Origin of the sequence: Anaerococcus hydrogenalis DSM 7454, assembly GCF_000173355.1 — a bacterium.
GTDB lineage: Bacteria > Bacillota > Clostridia > Tissierellales > Peptoniphilaceae > Anaerococcus > Anaerococcus hydrogenalis.
Genome location: NZ_ABXA01000020.1, coordinates 1 through 15,337, shown reverse-complemented (window position 1 = coordinate 15,337; position 15,337 = coordinate 1). Strand labels below are relative to the sequence as shown.

18 protein-coding genes and 1 pseudogene are annotated in these 15,337 nt (G+C 28.6%); 12 read left to right on the top strand and 7 right to left on the bottom strand.

Translation table 11 applies throughout. The features are described 5' to 3' along the window. The first annotated feature begins 259 nt into the window (after window positions 1-259). Window positions 260-1,666, top strand: coding sequence for an alanine/glycine:cation symporter family protein (locus ANHYDRO_RS03845; RefSeq protein WP_004813694.1), 1,407 nt, complete (start codon window positions 260-262; stop codon window positions 1,664-1,666). Between the two features lie 37 nt (window positions 1,667-1,703). On the opposite strand, the gene ANHYDRO_RS03840 is transcribed toward ANHYDRO_RS03845, so the two are convergent. Then, a complete protein-coding gene (locus ANHYDRO_RS03840) occupies window positions 1,704-1,919 on the bottom strand; it encodes a DUF1858 domain-containing protein (RefSeq protein ID WP_004813692.1) in 216 nt (71 codons plus the stop codon). Between the two features lie 97 nt (window positions 1,920-2,016). On the opposite strand from ANHYDRO_RS03840, the gene ANHYDRO_RS03835 reads away from it, so the two are divergent. From ANHYDRO_RS03835 to ANHYDRO_RS03820, 4 genes are all read left to right on the top strand, one after another. Beyond that, window positions 2,017-2,349: a hypothetical protein gene (locus tag ANHYDRO_RS03835; protein WP_004813691.1), complete on the top strand. Its 333-nt coding sequence runs from the start codon at window positions 2,017-2,019 to the stop codon at window positions 2,347-2,349. A gap of 61 nt (window positions 2,350-2,410) precedes the next feature. Next, complete coding sequence (gene htpG, locus ANHYDRO_RS03830; protein ID WP_004813689.1) at window positions 2,411-4,255, top strand: molecular chaperone HtpG; 1,845 nt, start codon at window positions 2,411-2,413, stop codon at window positions 4,253-4,255. Between the two features lie 8 nt (window positions 4,256-4,263). After that, window positions 4,264-5,649, top strand: a complete 1,386-nt coding sequence (locus tag ANHYDRO_RS03825) for an aminopeptidase (protein ID WP_081449341.1) — start codon at window positions 4,264-4,266, stop codon at window positions 5,647-5,649. A gap of 92 nt (window positions 5,650-5,741) precedes the next feature. Further along, entirely contained in the window at window positions 5,742-5,981 is a 240-nt protein-coding gene (locus tag ANHYDRO_RS03820; RefSeq protein WP_037376783.1) for a Veg family protein, read from the top strand. 58 nt (window positions 5,982-6,039) lie between these two features. On the opposite strand, the gene ANHYDRO_RS03815 is transcribed toward ANHYDRO_RS03820, so the two are convergent. Beyond that, window positions 6,040-8,157 (bottom strand): restriction endonuclease subunit S domain-containing protein, encoded by a 2,118-nt coding sequence (locus tag ANHYDRO_RS03815; RefSeq protein WP_004813683.1) that lies wholly within the window; start codon window positions 8,155-8,157, stop codon window positions 6,040-6,042. Between the two features lie 273 nt (window positions 8,158-8,430). Between ANHYDRO_RS03815 and ANHYDRO_RS09870 the strand changes: the two genes are divergently transcribed. Beyond that, complete coding sequence (locus tag ANHYDRO_RS09870) at window positions 8,431-8,604, top strand: hypothetical protein (RefSeq protein WP_004817767.1); 174 nt, start codon at window positions 8,431-8,433, stop codon at window positions 8,602-8,604. A 106-nt stretch (window positions 8,605-8,710) separates the two neighbouring features. Here ANHYDRO_RS09870 and ANHYDRO_RS03810 read toward each other — a convergent pair whose 3' ends face one another. The 5 genes from ANHYDRO_RS03810 to ANHYDRO_RS10460 form a co-directional block, all read right to left on the bottom strand. Then, window positions 8,711-8,938 carry a hypothetical protein gene (locus tag ANHYDRO_RS03810; RefSeq protein ID WP_004813678.1) on the bottom strand — a complete coding sequence of 76 codons (228 nt, stop codon included), beginning with the start codon at window positions 8,936-8,938 and terminating at the stop codon, window positions 8,711-8,713. A gap of 128 nt (window positions 8,939-9,066) precedes the next feature. Beyond that, window positions 9,067-10,407 (bottom strand): MATE family efflux transporter, encoded by a 1,341-nt coding sequence (locus tag ANHYDRO_RS03805; protein ID WP_004813676.1) that lies wholly within the window; start codon window positions 10,405-10,407, stop codon window positions 9,067-9,069. Then, on the bottom strand, window positions 10,404-10,613 hold the full coding sequence (locus tag ANHYDRO_RS10470) for a hypothetical protein (protein ID WP_004813675.1): 210 nt from the start codon (window positions 10,611-10,613) through the stop codon (window positions 10,404-10,406). Before ANHYDRO_RS10470 ends, ANHYDRO_RS03805 begins: the two co-directional genes overlap by 4 nt. Before the next feature lie 100 nt (window positions 10,614-10,713). After that, a complete protein-coding gene (locus ANHYDRO_RS10465) occupies window positions 10,714-10,929 on the bottom strand; it encodes a bifunctional hydroxymethylpyrimidine kinase/phosphomethylpyrimidine kinase (RefSeq protein ID WP_244261637.1) in 216 nt (71 codons plus the stop codon). 76 nt (window positions 10,930-11,005) lie between these two features. Further along, window positions 11,006-11,212: a hypothetical protein gene (locus ANHYDRO_RS10460; protein WP_004813669.1), complete on the bottom strand. Its 207-nt coding sequence runs from the start codon at window positions 11,210-11,212 to the stop codon at window positions 11,006-11,008. Between the two features lie 391 nt (window positions 11,213-11,603). Here ANHYDRO_RS10460 and cls point away from each other — a divergent pair, with 391 nt between their 5' ends. The 6 genes and pseudogenes from cls to ANHYDRO_RS03770 all read left to right on the top strand — a co-directional run. Then, complete coding sequence (cls, locus tag ANHYDRO_RS03795) at window positions 11,604-12,968, top strand: cardiolipin synthase (RefSeq protein WP_244261633.1); 1,365 nt, start codon at window positions 11,604-11,606, stop codon at window positions 12,966-12,968. 394 nt (window positions 12,969-13,362) lie between these two features. Further along, the gene (locus ANHYDRO_RS03790; protein WP_004813664.1) at window positions 13,363-13,749 is read left to right on the top strand and encodes a hypothetical protein; all 387 of its coding nucleotides are present in this window, start codon (window positions 13,363-13,365) and stop codon (window positions 13,747-13,749) included. A 38-nt stretch (window positions 13,750-13,787) separates the two neighbouring features. After that, window positions 13,788-14,060, top strand: a complete 273-nt coding sequence (locus ANHYDRO_RS09965) for a hypothetical protein (RefSeq protein ID WP_004813663.1) — start codon at window positions 13,788-13,790, stop codon at window positions 14,058-14,060. Further along, window positions 14,018-14,332 (top strand): hypothetical protein, encoded by a 315-nt coding sequence (locus tag ANHYDRO_RS03780; RefSeq protein ID WP_148315697.1) that lies wholly within the window; start codon window positions 14,018-14,020, stop codon window positions 14,330-14,332. The genes ANHYDRO_RS09965 and ANHYDRO_RS03780 overlap by 43 nt, the downstream gene beginning before the upstream one ends. Further along, window positions 14,329-14,706 (top strand): DUF5633 domain-containing protein, encoded by a 378-nt coding sequence (locus ANHYDRO_RS03775; RefSeq protein WP_316244742.1) that lies wholly within the window; start codon window positions 14,329-14,331, stop codon window positions 14,704-14,706. Before ANHYDRO_RS03780 ends, ANHYDRO_RS03775 begins: the two co-directional genes overlap by 4 nt. Before the next feature lie 432 nt (window positions 14,707-15,138). Beyond that, window positions 15,139-15,337 (top strand): annotated as a pseudogene (locus ANHYDRO_RS03770) (S41 family peptidase); the annotation flags it as partial.

Below are 15,337 nucleotides of genomic sequence, written 5' to 3'. Positions count from 1 at the left end.
CTTGTTTACAAATAATATAGTATTTTGCTAATTTCCGGGGGATATAATTTGATTATAAACATTTTTTTAATTACAATGATTGCTATAAATTGATAAAATTTACTTTATTAAGAAATTAAAATCAAGGAGGAATCCTTGATTTTTTTATGCCATAAAATTTATTATAATAAAAAAAGTTATAAATAATTATTTTATTTTTGAAAAATTGGTTTATAATAATAAGAATAAAAGTATATAAATTAGAAAGAGGGTTTGTCCTATGGATAAAATTGTAAAAATGAATAGTGAGCTGAGCGATTTTTTGTGGGGGTATCCTATGATAGTTGCTCTTCTTTTTGGGGGACTTGTTTTAGTTTTCAGGTCGAATTTTTGGGTCTTTAAGAATTTTTCCTATATTTTTAAAAATACTTTTGGAAGACTTGTTAAGGATTCAAAATCGGATGAAAATTCAATTTCTCCTTTTGAGGCAGTTTCTACGGCTCTAGCAGGAACTATTGGGGCTGGAAATATTGTAGGAGTTGCAACAGCAATTGGTTTTGGTGGGCCTGGTGCTATTTTTTGGATGTGGATTGCAAGTTTTGTTTGCATGACTACAAAAATGGTAGAGGTAACTATGGCAGTTGCTACAAGAGTTTCGGATGATGATGGAAAATATATTGGTGGACCCATGTATTACATTGAAAAGGGAGCTGGGTCAAAATTTTTGGCTAAGATTTTTTCATTTTTTGCCTTTATAGCAATTATTGGAACAGGAGCCTTGGTCCAATCAAATTCTATTTCTGAATCTTTAAATGCAATGACTGGTTTAAATCTTCATATTGGTGGAATTTTGATTGTAATTTTTATGCTATTGGTTGTTGTTGGCGGCATAAAAAGAATTGGGGCTTTTGCATCAAAAATTGTTCCTATTATGTCTATTTTTTATATTATCGGTTGTATTTTAATTCTTATTTTACAATTTGAAAATTTACTTCCAGCTTTTAAGGAAATTATTGTGTGTGCTTTTTCTGGAAAATCTGTAGCAGGAGGGGCAACAGGTTCTGCCATTTTACTTTCTATAAGGTGGGGACTTGCTAGAGGAATTTTTTCAAATGAAGCTGGACTTGGTACAGCACCAATGGCCCATGCAACAAGCCACACCGACCATCCAATTAGGCAAGGAATGTGGGGAGCTATTGAAGTTTTTGTATCTTCAATGATTATTTGTACAATGACTGCCCTTGTAATTATTACTAGTGGCTTGTATGAAACAAAGGGCCTTGAAGGAGCTGCCTTAACAGCAGCATCTTTTTCAAAAACTCTTCCTTTAGGAAAATATATAGTTTCTCTTGCCTTAATTTTATTTGCCTTTACAACTGCAGTTTCCTGGTGTTATTATGGGCAAAGATGTGTAAAATATTTGACAGGATCAACAAAGATTGCTGAAATTTTTAAGTATGCTTATATTGGTTTTTGCTATGTAGGATCAATTGGTGGCCTAAAATTTGCCTGGTCTGTGGCTGATACTGCAAATGCTCTTATGGTAATTCCAAATATAATTGCCCTTATAATAATGAGCGGAACATTTAGAAAAATTTTAAAAGATTTTGACGAGTATAAGATTTCTGAAAAAAGAGGAAATTATGCTTGGACCTACGATAATAAATGGGAAAAATATTTTGAGTAAAAAAATGACTTTTGCAAAAGCAAAAGTCATTTTTTAATTATTTATTTAATTGTTCAAGCAAAAAATCTGGATCAATTCCGTGTACCATGCAAGCTTCATCAAGTGTTTCATATAATGATGAAGGGCAAGCAATACAACCCATTCCGATTGAAAGGAAAGTATTAATTGATTCTGGTTTTGCTTGGATTATATCACCGATTAACATATCATGTGTAATTTCTACTTTTTCTTTTTTTCTATCTTCTAAAGCCATAAAACCCTCCTTATTTCTATGATTTATTTTACTATAAGATATGGTAAAAATCAAAGTAATTTACTAGGAATTGGGGTACAATTATTATGGTGATATTATGAGTGAAAAAAATTTAGAAAAAATTATGTCTTTAAGAAAAAAATTAGAAGAATTGGACCAAGATTTAATAAAGATTAAAAGTAAAAATTCATTTTTGAAATTTTTCCTAAAATCCCTAGTCCTTGCTCTGATTTTTTTATTTATAGGCAGATATACAAATTTAAAGAATGAATCAAAAATTATGGTTTTTGTTGGAGTTTTTGTTCTTTCTAATATTTTACAAACAATTTTTACATCCAAAAAACAAAAGGAAGAGATTGAAAAAATTAAAAAAGAACAAATTAAAATTCAAGCTGAAATTTTTAGCCTTGTAAAGGATTCAAATAATTGAAATAATCTATAAAATAAGTATAGTATTAGCAGTCGAAGAGTTAAAGTGCTAAGGAGGATTTATGAAAAAAGAATTTAAGGCAGAAGCCAAAAAAGTTATGGATTTGATGATAAATTCAATCTATACAAACAAGGATATTTTTCTTAGGGAATTAATATCAAACGGCTCAGATGCTATTGATAAATTATATTATAAAGATTTAAAATCAGATAAAAATGTTGACAAGAAGGATTATTATATAGAAATTATCCCAAACAAGGAAAAAAGATCTTTAACAATTAGGGATACAGGAATTGGAATGGATGAAAAAGATTTGGAAGAAAATCTTGGAACTATTGCAAAATCTGGTACCGAAATCTTCAAAAAAGATATTCAAGGTCAAGATTTAAATAATCTTATTGGTCAATTTGGTGTCGGATTTTATTCTGCCTTTATGGTAAGTGATAAGATTGTTGTAAATAGTAAAAAAGATGACCAAGCTTATAAGTGGATAAGTGAAAATGCCCAAGGCTATGAGATAGAAAAATCTGATAAAAAATCTCAAGGTACAGATGTTACCCTATTTTTAAAGGAAAATTCTGATGATGAAAATTATGATATTTATCTTGATCAATACAAGATAAAAGAGCTTATTAGAAAATATTCAAATTACATCAGATATCCTATAAAAATGGAAGTTACAAAATCAAGAAAAACAGAAGATTCTACAGACGAAGATCCAAAATATGAAGATTACAGTGAAGTAGAAGTTTTAAATTCTGAAATTCCAATTTGGAAAAAATCAAAAAAAGATTTAACTGATGATGATTATATAAATTTCTATAAGGACCAAGGATACGGATTTGATGATCCACTTTCATGGCTTCATTTAAATATTGAAGGAACTGTTGAATTTAGGGCAATAATTTATATTCCAAGAAGGGCACCTTTTGATTTTTATTCTAAAGATTATCAAAAAGGCTTAGAACTTTATTCATCAGGTGTAAAAATAAAAGACAGACACGAGGACTTATTAGATGATGAATTTGCCTTTGCCAAGGGAGTTGTGGAAAGTGACGATATATCCTTAAATATTTCTAGAGAAACTCTTCAAGAAACCAGGGAATTAAGGTTTATTGCCAAACAAATAAATAACAAAATAAGATCTCACCTTTTAGATATGATGAAAAATGATAGGGAAAAATACCAAATATTTTTCAAAGAATTTGGAAACAATATAAAGGGTGCCATTTATGAATCTTATGGGGCAAAAAAAAATAGGCTAGAAGATCTTTTATTGTTTAATTCTTATAGGGAAGATAAGCTAATTTCTTTGAAAGAATACAAGGACAAGATGAAATCTACTGATGAAAATATCCTTTATACAGTTGGAGAAAATCTAGAAAAAATCAAAAATTCCCCAGCCCTAAAATCTGTAGAAGAGGATAAGGATGTTTTACTTCTTGATCAAAAGCTAGATGAATTTTTAATAAAAATGCTAAATTCATACAAGGATATTTCATTTAAATCAATAAACGAAGTTGATGAAAATGAAGAAGTAAATGAAGAAAATAAGGATCTTATTGAAAAAATAAAAGAAATTTTACCAGAAGAAGTTGTTGATGTAAAAATTTCCCAAAACTTATCAGATGATGTAATTTCAATGATAAAACAAAAGGGAGATGTTTCAATTGAGATGGAAAAAACTTTGAAAGACCAAGTAAATGCTCCCCATTTGAAGGCTCAAAAGGTATTAGAAATTAACAAAAACTCCAAGGCCTATGAACTTTTGGAAAAAGATTTAAAAGAAAATTCAGATGAATTTAAAATGGTAGTAAATATATTATTTGACCAAGCAAAACTCATTGAGGGACTAGAGATAGAAAATCCTCTTGAATATGCAAAAAATATATGGAAATTAATTTAGGAGAAAAAATGACAGAGTACAAGAGAAAAAATGTCTGGGAAAATTTATCCTCTGACCAAGAAAAAGAATTGGAAAGCCTATCAAAAGATTATATGGATTTTCTAGATAAGGCAAAAACAGAAAGACTTGCTGCAAAAGAGATTGTAAAATATGCAAAAGAGGCAGGTTATGTTGACCTAGATGAAAAAATAAAATCTGGAAAAATAAATCCTGGTGATAAAATCTATGCAGTCAATAAAAACAAAGCTGTAGTTATGTTTCACATAGGAAGTGAAGATTTATCAGAAGGACTTGCTATAGTTGGAGGTCACATCGATTCACCAAGACTTGACTTAAAACCTGTACCATTAATGGAAGAAAATGGAATCGGATATTTAAAAACTCACTATTATGGGGGAGTGAAAAAATATAATTGGACAAATATGCCCCTTGCCCTTCACGGAGTTGTATTTACAAAAAATGGAGATAAGGTAGAAATTTCTCTTGGAGAAAGGGAAGATGAGCCAGTATTTTATATATCTGAACTTTTAATCCACCTATCCAAAAAATTAATGACAAAACCTGCAGAAGAAGTTGTAACAGGTGAACAATTATCAATAATTGTGGGAAATAGACCACTATTGGATGAAAAAGAAAATCCTGTAAAGAAAAATATTTTAAAAATATTAAATGAAAAATACGGCATCGAAGAAGAAGACTTTATAACAGCTGAACTTGAAGTAGTTCCTGCAGGAAAAGCAAGAGAAGTTGGTTTTGATAGGTCAATGATTGCCTCTCATGGCCACGACGATAGGGTTTGCTCATACGCAGCCTTAAGAGCCCTTCTTGGTATAAAAGAAACTAAAAAGACTTTGGTAGGACTTTTTGTTGACAAGGAAGAAATTGGATCAGTAGGTGCTACTGGAATGACTTCACAATTTTTCGAAAATACATTATTAGAAATAATGAATTTAAAAGAAGAATTTAATTTAATTAAATTTAAAAGAGCTTTGAGAAATTCAAAAGTTTTATCAGCTGACGTAACCTTGGCAGAAGATCCAAACTTTAAAGATGCAACAGAAAGCCAAAATTCAGCCCAAATTTCTCACGGAGTTGCCCTTACAAAATATACAGGTTCTGGTGGAAAAGGCGGTTCAAATGATGCTGATGCAGAATATTTATCAGAAGTTAGACTTGCCTTTAATAAAGACGGAGTAATCTTCCAAACAGGAGAGCTTGGAAAAGTTGACCAAGGTGGTGGAGGAACAATAGCCTATATTCTTGCAGAATATGGAATGGATGTAGTTGATTGTGGAACACCAGTAATTTCCATGCATGCCCCAATAGAATTAATTTCAAAAGCAGATTTTTATTCTACATTTACAGCTTACAGGGCTTTTTATAAAAACATTTGACAAGAAATTTAATCTAGCGTATAATATTATGCTAATTTGACTTATCCACAATTTCATAGTATAATAAATATAAATGCATGGAAGGTGGGTATATGGAATATAAATCAGTTAATGAAATAAGAACAGAAGTTGAAAAAAACGTAGGAAAAGAAGTAACATTAAAGGCTGATAAAGGAAGAAAAAGAATTGTAACCAAAAGCGGTGTAATTTTAGATGCTTTCCCAAGTGTATTTACAATAAAAGTAAATAATGCTTTTGATACAGAAAGAACTGTATCTTATAGTTACTCAGATGTTTTAACATCTACAGTAAAATTACAAATTAAAAATTAATTATAGATTAATTAAAAAAAATCATCCTTGAAATAAAGGATGATTTTTTTGTATAAAATTATTTAAGTTTTTCTCTAGAATTAAAAATATTTTTTCTGTTGTAATCTAGGTTTAAGAAATTTTCGTAAAAAACTTCTAAATCTATTATTGTTTTTTCCATTTTAGCTGAAATATCTTTTATATCAGAGCTAGAATGTAAGTTGATTGGTAAGGATTTTATTTTTTTAATAGATAGGACATTGGTATTTATTGACCTTATTAATTTTTTTGATGATAAAAAAGCAAGTATATAAAAAGGTTCAATTTTATTTTTATCAACTTTCAAGATAAAACAGTTATCATTTACCAGATATTTTTCGTCCCTATCGACAATTGATGCTGAGTAGGGGGAGTTTTTGGTAATTATAATATCGCCTTTTTCGGCATAGTTATAAGATTTTTCCTTATCTTCATCTATTAATTCATAAACAAGACAATTTCTATGATCAACAAAGCCCTTGTTAATATTGGAATTAGATAAATATTTTACTCCTTTTTTGGAATTTGAATTATTTACCCAATCATCATTAAGCTCAACAGTAGGATATCCCCTTTTAATAGATAATAAAAAATCAGAAAGTTTGAGTGATTTTTTGATTTTAGCATTCTCATTTAAAGATAAGCTTAGGGGATCATTTTTTAAATTTTTCTTTTCAATAATTTCTTTAAGAAAGAGCCTGCACTTATCATCATAATACTTATATTCTATTTTGTTAGTGTTTTTTCCTGTAGATATTAAAATATTTTCATTATTAAAATTAATAAGCAAATAAAGGTCCTTATTAAATAATTTTTCTTTTAAATTTTTAAAGTACAAACTATTAAAAGCTTCATAAGAAAGCAATAAATTTGTAAAAGAAAAATTATTATCATCTAATATTTTTTCAACTAATTTGTAATTTGCTTTATTAATTAGGGAAAAAAAGCTAGGGTATTTAAAATCTTTAACAAGATCTTTATAATAAATATTACCTTGTAAATTTAGAGCTTTTTTAAATAAGAATATGAATATATAGGTATCAAAATCTTTTGAGAGAAAAGTCAAATTTTCTATTTCCTTAACTTTAAATAAATTTATTATGTAGGAAAGATTTTGACTAATATTAACAAGCATCCCATCCTCAGCTAATTCTTTATAAAATTTTTCTATGTATTCATTCCACATAGATTCATCTGCATAAATAAAAGGAAAATTTTTTATAAGTTCATAGATAAAGGCTTTTGAAAAAGATTTTTTGATATTTTCTATCAAATCCTTATAAGATATCTTGATTTTATCTAGATAAGATTTTATATCATTAGGAAAATCATCATAATCTTCAAGGCAAATATAAAAAATTGCCATTAAATCTGCTTTGTTTTTAATAGATTTTAAATCTTTAATATGATGGCTATATTTTTCTAAATAAGCTATCAAAAATTTAGGATAAGAATTGTAATCTAAATTTTTTAAGAAAATATGGATGATATCTCTTTGATATTTATTTAAAACTGTCCCAAAACTTGAAGGTTTATCAACAATTTTTGCCTTATAAAGATTCGGAAAATCTTTTTTATTTACAAACTTATCAAAAGAGTATTTAACAAGATCATAAATTAATTCTATAACTATAAATTTAGGATTTTCAATCTCTAAGAGTTCAAGCTCCCTTTCAAGGGCTAGGAGTTGGTATCTAAGAAAATTATCCCTGTCTTCCTTGCTTAAAGAATCTAAATATAGGAAAACTTCATCAGAAGTTTTTGTAGCATAACCATTTGGTATTTTTGAATTTGGAGCAACTTTGAAAAAATCTGTAATATATGCTCCTTCCAAAACGGTATTTGAATATAATTTGTTAAGTCTTGTATAAGGAGTATTATTGTATTTTCCATCATCTAAGGAATGAAAACTACAAAAAGCTGGCATATCAGAAGTGAAAATTTCATCATTGGTTAGAAAATCCTTATCAATATCTTTAAAATTTTTCTTATCAAGCCTAATATTCATAGCTAAATATATAAAATCACTATTTAGTCTCTCATCTCTAAATTCTTTATTATCTAATTTTTTAGGAAGTCCATTTTTTTGAATTGAATTATCCCAAATCATAAATGAACCAAAATAAGCAAATTCCTTTTTTAATAAATCATATTTCATAAAATCACCTAAAATACTTATACTCTATAAACTTATTTTACATTAAATCGATATATTTTTAAAAGTATTTAAATACTTTTGAAATTTTAAGAAAATTACTAATAGACTAATATTTTTTTGAGATAAAAATATTTTGGTTTTATAATACTGAGTATTTAATATATTAATGTGTTAAGTTTAATATATAGAATATAAAAAAGGAAGTGATATAAATTTATTAGAGAAAAATTGTTGTAGTAGGTCTTGGAAATTAAAAAAAGAGAGGTGGAAAAAATGGCAGAATTTGAAAAAGGCGACAAAGTAATGTTAACTGAAGATTTAAATTGGAGTATTAGTAAAGGTGAAGTTGGAATAGTGATAGATTGGGACTTTTTTGATTTTACAAAGGTAAAATTTGATAATGGAGAAGAAGTATTAGTTGATAATAGAAAATTAATGAAAGTCTGAAAAATTATTATATGTATCTTACTGATATTTTCATATAAATTTATGAAATTAAAACAAACAAAAAAAAGAGCAAGATATCTTGCTCTTTTTTTTATATAAATTTTAATTATTTATTTGATCCAGCGTCTGAAGCAGGTGTGCTTGCATCGTTTGATGAAGGTGTGCTTGCTGCGTTTGAATCTGTTGTACTAGCGTTTGAATCAGCTTTTTCTGTTGTTGTAGTAGAAGCTGGTGTGCTTGCTGAGTTTGAGTTTGATGTTGTTTCAGCTTTATTTCCACATCCAACTAATGCTAGAGATAGTGCTAATACTGGTAATACTTTTTTAATTTTCATTGTTTAATCCCCCTGTTTAAAAAAATATACTTACTATCATTCCCGATAGTAGTTATAATATACCAGATTTGAAGAAAAATTCAAATTATTATGTTAAAAATATTTTTTATTTATAACAAATAAATTTCTTAAATTTCTATATTAACCCAATCGCCTTTTCTAAACCTAGTCCACAAACCTACAAATCTTGATATTTGATCTGCCATTATTCCCATCCAAATTCCTTGGATTCCAAGATGAAGGACATGGACAAAAAACAAGGTAGCAGCTGATCTTATAAAGGTAATTGAAATTAAACTTACTGCTAGGGTATATTTTACATCTCCAGCAGCCCTTAAGGCTCCTCCAAAAATTATTTGAGATATTTGGAAAATTACTATAAAAGTTAAATAAAAAGTAATTATTGATCCCATAGCAATGATGTTTTCGTCATCAAAAAACATCCTAAAGATATTTTTTCTAAATAAGACCAAGATTATAGAAATTATTATAGAAATTGAAAGTCCAATCTCTTGGCAAGTTTTTCCGTATTTTATTGCCTCATCTTTTTTTCTAGCTCCAAGGGCCTTTCCTGTAAGGGCAACTGCTGCAACTTGCATTCCATCTCCAAAAGAAAAGGAGAGGGATAATAAATTCATTCCGACATTGTGGGCTGCAAATTGGTCTGTACCAAGTTTGGCAGCAGTGATAGCAGTAACTAAAAATCCTATTCTTGCAGCTATATTTTCTACAAAAATATTTGATCCTAGGGCTAAAATTTCTTTAAAAATAAAATTTGAAAAGCCTAGGGCGTATTTTTTGATAAGCTTGTAGGACATATATGAGGACTTTCTAAATAAGGAAGAAAAACTCATAATAGCAGCAACTATGGTTCCAAGAACAGTTGCTAGACCAGCTCCAGCAACTCCTAGTTTTGGAAAACCCAAATTACCATTTATAAGTAAATAATTAAAAAATATATTTACTAAAGATGAAACCAAATTTGTTGTAAAGGCAATTTGTGTATTACCACTTCCTCTTTGACCGGCATTTATTGTCATGGAAATGACATTAAATATTAATCCACCCATTATTATCCTAAAATATGAAACTCCTAAATCATGAGTGTCAGGAGATGATCCAGAAAGTTTTATAATTTGTGGGGTGAAAATTACAAAGATTGATGAAATCAATATACACAGTAGCAAGGCAACAATCATGGCTGTTACCATAGTTTGGTTGGCCATTTTTTTATCTTCTTCGCCCCTTCTTCTTGCAACAAGGGCTGATACTGAAACCGAAATTGCTATAAAAAATGATAGGGCTATAAATTTTGGTTGGGTTGTAAGTCCTATGGCTGCAACTGCATTTGATCCAATAGATGAAACCATAAAGGTATCAATAAGACCTGCCAAGGCTATGAAGAAAGATTCTAAAACCGAAGGCCAGGCTATCTGCAGTGCTCTTTTCCAATATTTATTTTTTATCAAATTAACACCTTACTTTCTAAATTTTTAAAAATTTCGAATATATTAATATCACTAGCCTTATCATCCAATTTTATTTGATAATTAAGGACTTTTGATATCATGTCCTTGGTTTTTTTGATGCTTTGTTTAAGATCCTTATTTTCTAAAAAATATGCCAAAAAAATTGAATCAAATAAGTCACCACTTCCTCCAAAAGACTTGTTCAAATAAATATATTCTTCCTCTATGTATTCTTTATCTTTACTTAAAATAAAGTGTCTATTATTATCTTCAACGCTTGTTATTATAAGATTTTTATCTCTTTTTTCAAAAAAAATCTACTATGGGGTGGGGGCTAGTGAATTTATTGTCAGTTAAAAGATTTGCCTCGGTAAGGTTTGGGATAATAATTTTGGCAAAGTCTGCCATATATTTATAAATTTCTACAATGCCTTTATCAAGACTATTATAAATTTTTCCTGAATCTCCCATAATTGGATCTAAAACCATAAAAAGGTCATTTTCTTTTACAAAATCACAAATTATTTTTGCCTGCTTTAAATTTAAGACAAAACCTACCAGAACTGCCTTATATTTTCTATTTTGTTTTTTATATACCTCAAGAGTATTTTTTTAAATATTGGCTAGAATCAAAAATCTCGATTGGACTTTGAGAAAATTGATTGGAAATTAAGGCTGAAGGTAGAAAATCAACATCATAAGAATAAAAATTCAAAACATCCCTACAAAGACTTCCTCCCATATAACCACTTGAAAGAAAGTCACCAATAAGTAATATTCTTTCTGTATTTTTGCTTTTTTTCATATTGCTCCTTTAAAATAAAACATACTTACCCATTATTATAGGACTATTATAATTTTATTGGTAAAAATTAGCAAATTAGAATAAAATAAGAAAAAATATAAATATTATTTGTAAGAAAATTAAATTTATTATATTTTATCCTTTCAAAATTTTATAAAATTAGATATAATTGTAATATGAAAAAATATAATGAAAAAATTAAAAAATTTTAAATGAAAATAGGTTTGTCGAAAAAACAAGATCATCACTACTTAAGGTAGTATTTGGTAGGGCAGGTCTTTATATCCTTTTTATAATCCTTCAAATCTTAGCGATTATTGGGATATTAAAATATATATCAATTGATAAATCTTTAATTTTTGGATCATCAGCCCTTATTGGCGGGATTTCTTTGCTTTTTATCCTATCAATGGATGTAAACCCTTACGAAAAACTTTCTTGGTTTTTTGTAATAGCAGTTTTTCCGACCTTTGGGATTATGTTTTTTATTCTATCAAGAATTGATATAGGAAAAAAATTAGAAGAAAGCACCATTATGGATAGTGAGGAGGAGACTAATTATCTACATACTATAGACAATGACCTAGTTGAAGAATTAAAAAATGAGGATAAGGAATTTTACAATCTAGTAAAATATTTAAATGATTACGGATCATACCCTGTAAGCAAGAATAATGATGCAAAATATTATAGGGTAGGAGATGATACAGTTAATGATTTAATAGAGGCCATAAGAAGTGCCAAAGACTTTATTTTTGTAGAATTTTTTATAATAAATCAAGGATATTTTTGGGGAACACTTCTTGAAGAGCTTGCAAAAAAAGCAAGCGAGGGCGTTGAAGTAAGGCTTATGTATGATGGGACCAATGCTATTTTAAATTTACCAAAAAACTTTCCAGAAGAGATGGAAAATTTGGGTATAAAATGTAAGGTTTTTTCACCAATTATTCCAATTATTTCAACCTACCATAACAACAGGGACCACAGAAAAATCTTGGTAGTTGATGGAAAAGTTTCTTTTACCGGCGGGGTAAATTTGGCTGATGAATATATAAATGTGGAAGAAAGATTTGGCCATTGGAAGGATACCTTTATAAGACTTGAAGGGCCAGTTGTCCAATCATTTACCATAATGTTCTTGCAACTTTGGGATAGCGAGGAAAAAGAAGATCTTGAAAGATATTTAAAAACATATGCAAAAAAATCTGAGGGATACATGATTGGAGTTGGCGATAATCCAATTAGAAAAGAAAGATTTTTCAAAAATATTTACATGCATATGCTTGATACAGCAAAAGATTATGTTTATATAATGACCCCTTACCTTATTATTGATAACGAAATGATAAAATCTTTGACCTTTGCAGCAAAAAGGGGAATTGATGTGAGAATTGTCCTTCCAAAAATTCCAGACAAAAAATTTCCATATATGTTGGCAAAATCTCATTACAAAAAATTAATTCAAGCTGGAGTAAAAATTTATGAATACATACCAGGCTTTGTTCACGCAAAAACTTGGATTTCTGATGGTGAAAAAGCTGTAGTAGGATCTGTAAATTTAGATTATAGGGCCCTATACTTAAATTTCGAATGTGGAGTTTATATTCACAAGTCTCCAGTTATAAAAGAAATTCTAGAAGATTTTGAAATAACTTTTGATATTTCGAAAGAAATAAGTATGGAAGATGTAAAGGCATACCCATTATATAAAAAATTAGCAGCAGCAATAATAAAACCACTTGCACCCTTAATGTAAAGACCTATAAATAGGTCTCAGTCTGTTGACAAACTAAAAAAATGTCCATTTCGACCGAACGTAGTGAGCGGAGAAATCTCGTGAGATCTCTCCATGCGTTTGTTTCACTCACTTAGTCGAGATGGTACGTATCTTAATATTTATTTTAAAATAAAATATTGGCTAAATTTATACTTTGTCTACGCTCTGAGACCTATCAATAGGTTTTTTTGTTTTGTAATTATTTGATAAATATTTTCTAATTAATTGTGAGGAATAAGGATTGTTTAAAAAATAAAATCTAACTTTATAAGTTGTTGAAATTATAAAGAATATTTTAAATGTATTATAGACTTTTATTAAAATACCTGCTATTATAAGGTTAAGATAGAATATTTTTTAAAAGGAGGAGTTTATGAAATTAAAAAATAAGGCCCTATTATCATCAGTGCTTATCCTATCCCTTTCTTTTGCAGGAATAAATTCTGTAAAGGCTAGTGATGATCTTAGTTCAGATTTAAGTGTGGAAAGTACAGAAGAAAAGAATGAAGATAATGTCACAAGTCTAGATAATAAAGAGAAAGTTTATAGTAAGATTACATTATATGTGAAAAATAGAAGAGCTAAGGATTGGCTTAAAGATGGATCTTATTATAGGATTGAAGGTCAAGATGCAAAACAATTTTTACAATATAGAGATCAAGAAAAAATTGTAATTGATGATAAATTAGTTCCAGGGGAAAACAAAAAATTGAAATCCTTGATGGAAAAGATGGAAAAGTTTATGCAGAAGGTGAAATAAATGTCATAAAAGATGCCAAAGATTGGCATAAAATAGATGTGGAAATTATACCTAAAATTCCTATAAAAACTAGGAAAATGACTTTAAAATTTAAAGACAAAAAAAATGAAAGTAGATCACTTCCTAGTGGAAAAAACTATATGTTTGTTGATGGTAAACTCATACGTGAAATCGATGGCTTTAGCGATAGAATAGAAAATTTTGAGTATGAAGTAGGAAAAAATTTAAAATTGAATTTAGAAGGAAGGATAAGGCTGATTCTGAATTATTGGCAAGTATTGAAGATGAAATGCCAGCGGAAGGTAAATTAGTTGAATCTGAATCAAAGGATGTTTACTTAAGATTTCCAACAGATCCAAAAGATGATGAAAAAGATAGTGAAAAAGGATCAGCAAGCACTCCTAGCCCAAAAAAGGAAAAGACAAAAAGACTGATCAATCTTCTGAAAATCCAAAAAAAGGTAAGGATGGTAAAAATAATTCAAATGAATCTAACCCTTCATCTAATGAAAACCCTAAACATTCTTCCAATAATCCAAGCGATGAGCAACCAAAAGGTGATCCTAGCAAAGATAAGAAAATAACAGTTACACCAGTACCCGGAGATAAGGATGATAAGGATAAAATTTCTGAAAAATCTTATCCAACAAGAGAAGAAGCTATAGATGCTGCTAAAAAAGAAATGCAAACAAATTCAAAATGGAAATCATATTATTTGATTGAACAAGAAGATGGTAGCTTTAAATACGGCTTGAGCGAAAAAGAAGATAAAAATCAATCAGAATCATCTTCACAAAATAAAACAGGTAAGCTTGTTTCAAAGGCAAATAATTCAACACAAAAACCAAAATCTGCTGTAAATGTAAAAACAGGAGTTGCAGGAGTTGGAGCTGTTGTCGGAGTTCTTCTTCTTGCTATAATTGGATATTTTGTTACTAAAAAGAAAAATAAAGTCTAATAAGATTTAACCCCTAATCTCTTAGAGATTGGGGGATTTTTTTCTTTAAAATTTCTTATATAAAAAAATCTAAATATTTATTTAAAATTAAGTAGAATATTTTAAATAAATATTTCAGATTGTTGACAAACTAAATTTTCACCCATTTTGAGCGAACGTAGTGAGTCGAGAAATCTCATGAGATCTCTCCATGCGTTCGTTTCACTCACTTAGTCGAGATGGTACTTAGCTTAATTTTATTTCAAAATAAAATATTATCTAAATTTATACTTTGTATACGCTCTGGCTGGAAAGTTATTTTCCAGCTTATTTTTTTTAAAAAATTTTCCTTTATTTAAAAAAAAGCTCTGATTGTGTTAAAATAGAAGAATACTGAGAAGTATTTATTATAATAAAAGCCTTAATTTTAGGCTTTATGTAAGTGGAGGTATTATGAAAAAAATTGGTAAGGTTTTATTGGCCTTCTTGCTGGTAATTGGTATTGGATTTACAGGTTTTACCCTTGGTAAAAATTCTTCCAAAGATAGCCCCTTATTATCACAAGAAAACCAAAAACATATGGCTCAAATGGAAGCTATGAAAGAGTTAATAGATGAAAATTTCCTTTTCGATTATGATGAAAAACAATTGT

What these genes read in the sequence shown, in the direction of transcription:
- ANHYDRO_RS03845 (WP_004813694.1), top strand. Translation starts at nt 260, where the DNA reads ATGGATAAAATTGTAAAAATGAATAGTGAGCTGAGCGATTTTTTGTGG.
- ANHYDRO_RS03840 (WP_004813692.1), bottom strand. Translation starts at nt 1,919, where the DNA reads ATGGCTTTAGAAGATAGAAAAAAAGAAAAAGTAGAAATTACACATGAT.
- ANHYDRO_RS03835 (WP_004813691.1), top strand. Translation starts at nt 2,017, where the DNA reads ATGAGTGAAAAAAATTTAGAAAAAATTATGTCTTTAAGAAAAAAATTA.
- htpG (WP_004813689.1), top strand. Translation starts at nt 2,411, where the DNA reads ATGAAAAAAGAATTTAAGGCAGAAGCCAAAAAAGTTATGGATTTGATG.
- ANHYDRO_RS03825 (WP_081449341.1), top strand. Translation starts at nt 4,264, where the DNA reads ATGACAGAGTACAAGAGAAAAAATGTCTGGGAAAATTTATCCTCTGAC.
- ANHYDRO_RS03820 (WP_037376783.1), top strand. Translation starts at nt 5,742, where the DNA reads ATGGAATATAAATCAGTTAATGAAATAAGAACAGAAGTTGAAAAAAAC.
- ANHYDRO_RS03815 (WP_004813683.1), bottom strand. Translation starts at nt 8,157, where the DNA reads ATGAAATATGATTTATTAAAAAAGGAATTTGCTTATTTTGGTTCATTT.
- ANHYDRO_RS09870 (WP_004817767.1), top strand. Translation starts at nt 8,431, where the DNA reads ATGGCAGAATTTGAAAAAGGCGACAAAGTAATGTTAACTGAAGATTTA.
- ANHYDRO_RS03810 (WP_004813678.1), bottom strand. Translation starts at nt 8,938, where the DNA reads ATGAAAATTAAAAAAGTATTACCAGTATTAGCACTATCTCTAGCATTA.
- ANHYDRO_RS10460 (WP_004813669.1), bottom strand. Translation starts at nt 11,212, where the DNA reads ATGAAAAAAAGCAAAAATACAGAAAGAATATTACTTATTGGTGACTTT.
- ANHYDRO_RS03790 (WP_004813664.1), top strand. Translation starts at nt 13,363, where the DNA reads ATGAAATTAAAAAATAAGGCCCTATTATCATCAGTGCTTATCCTATCC.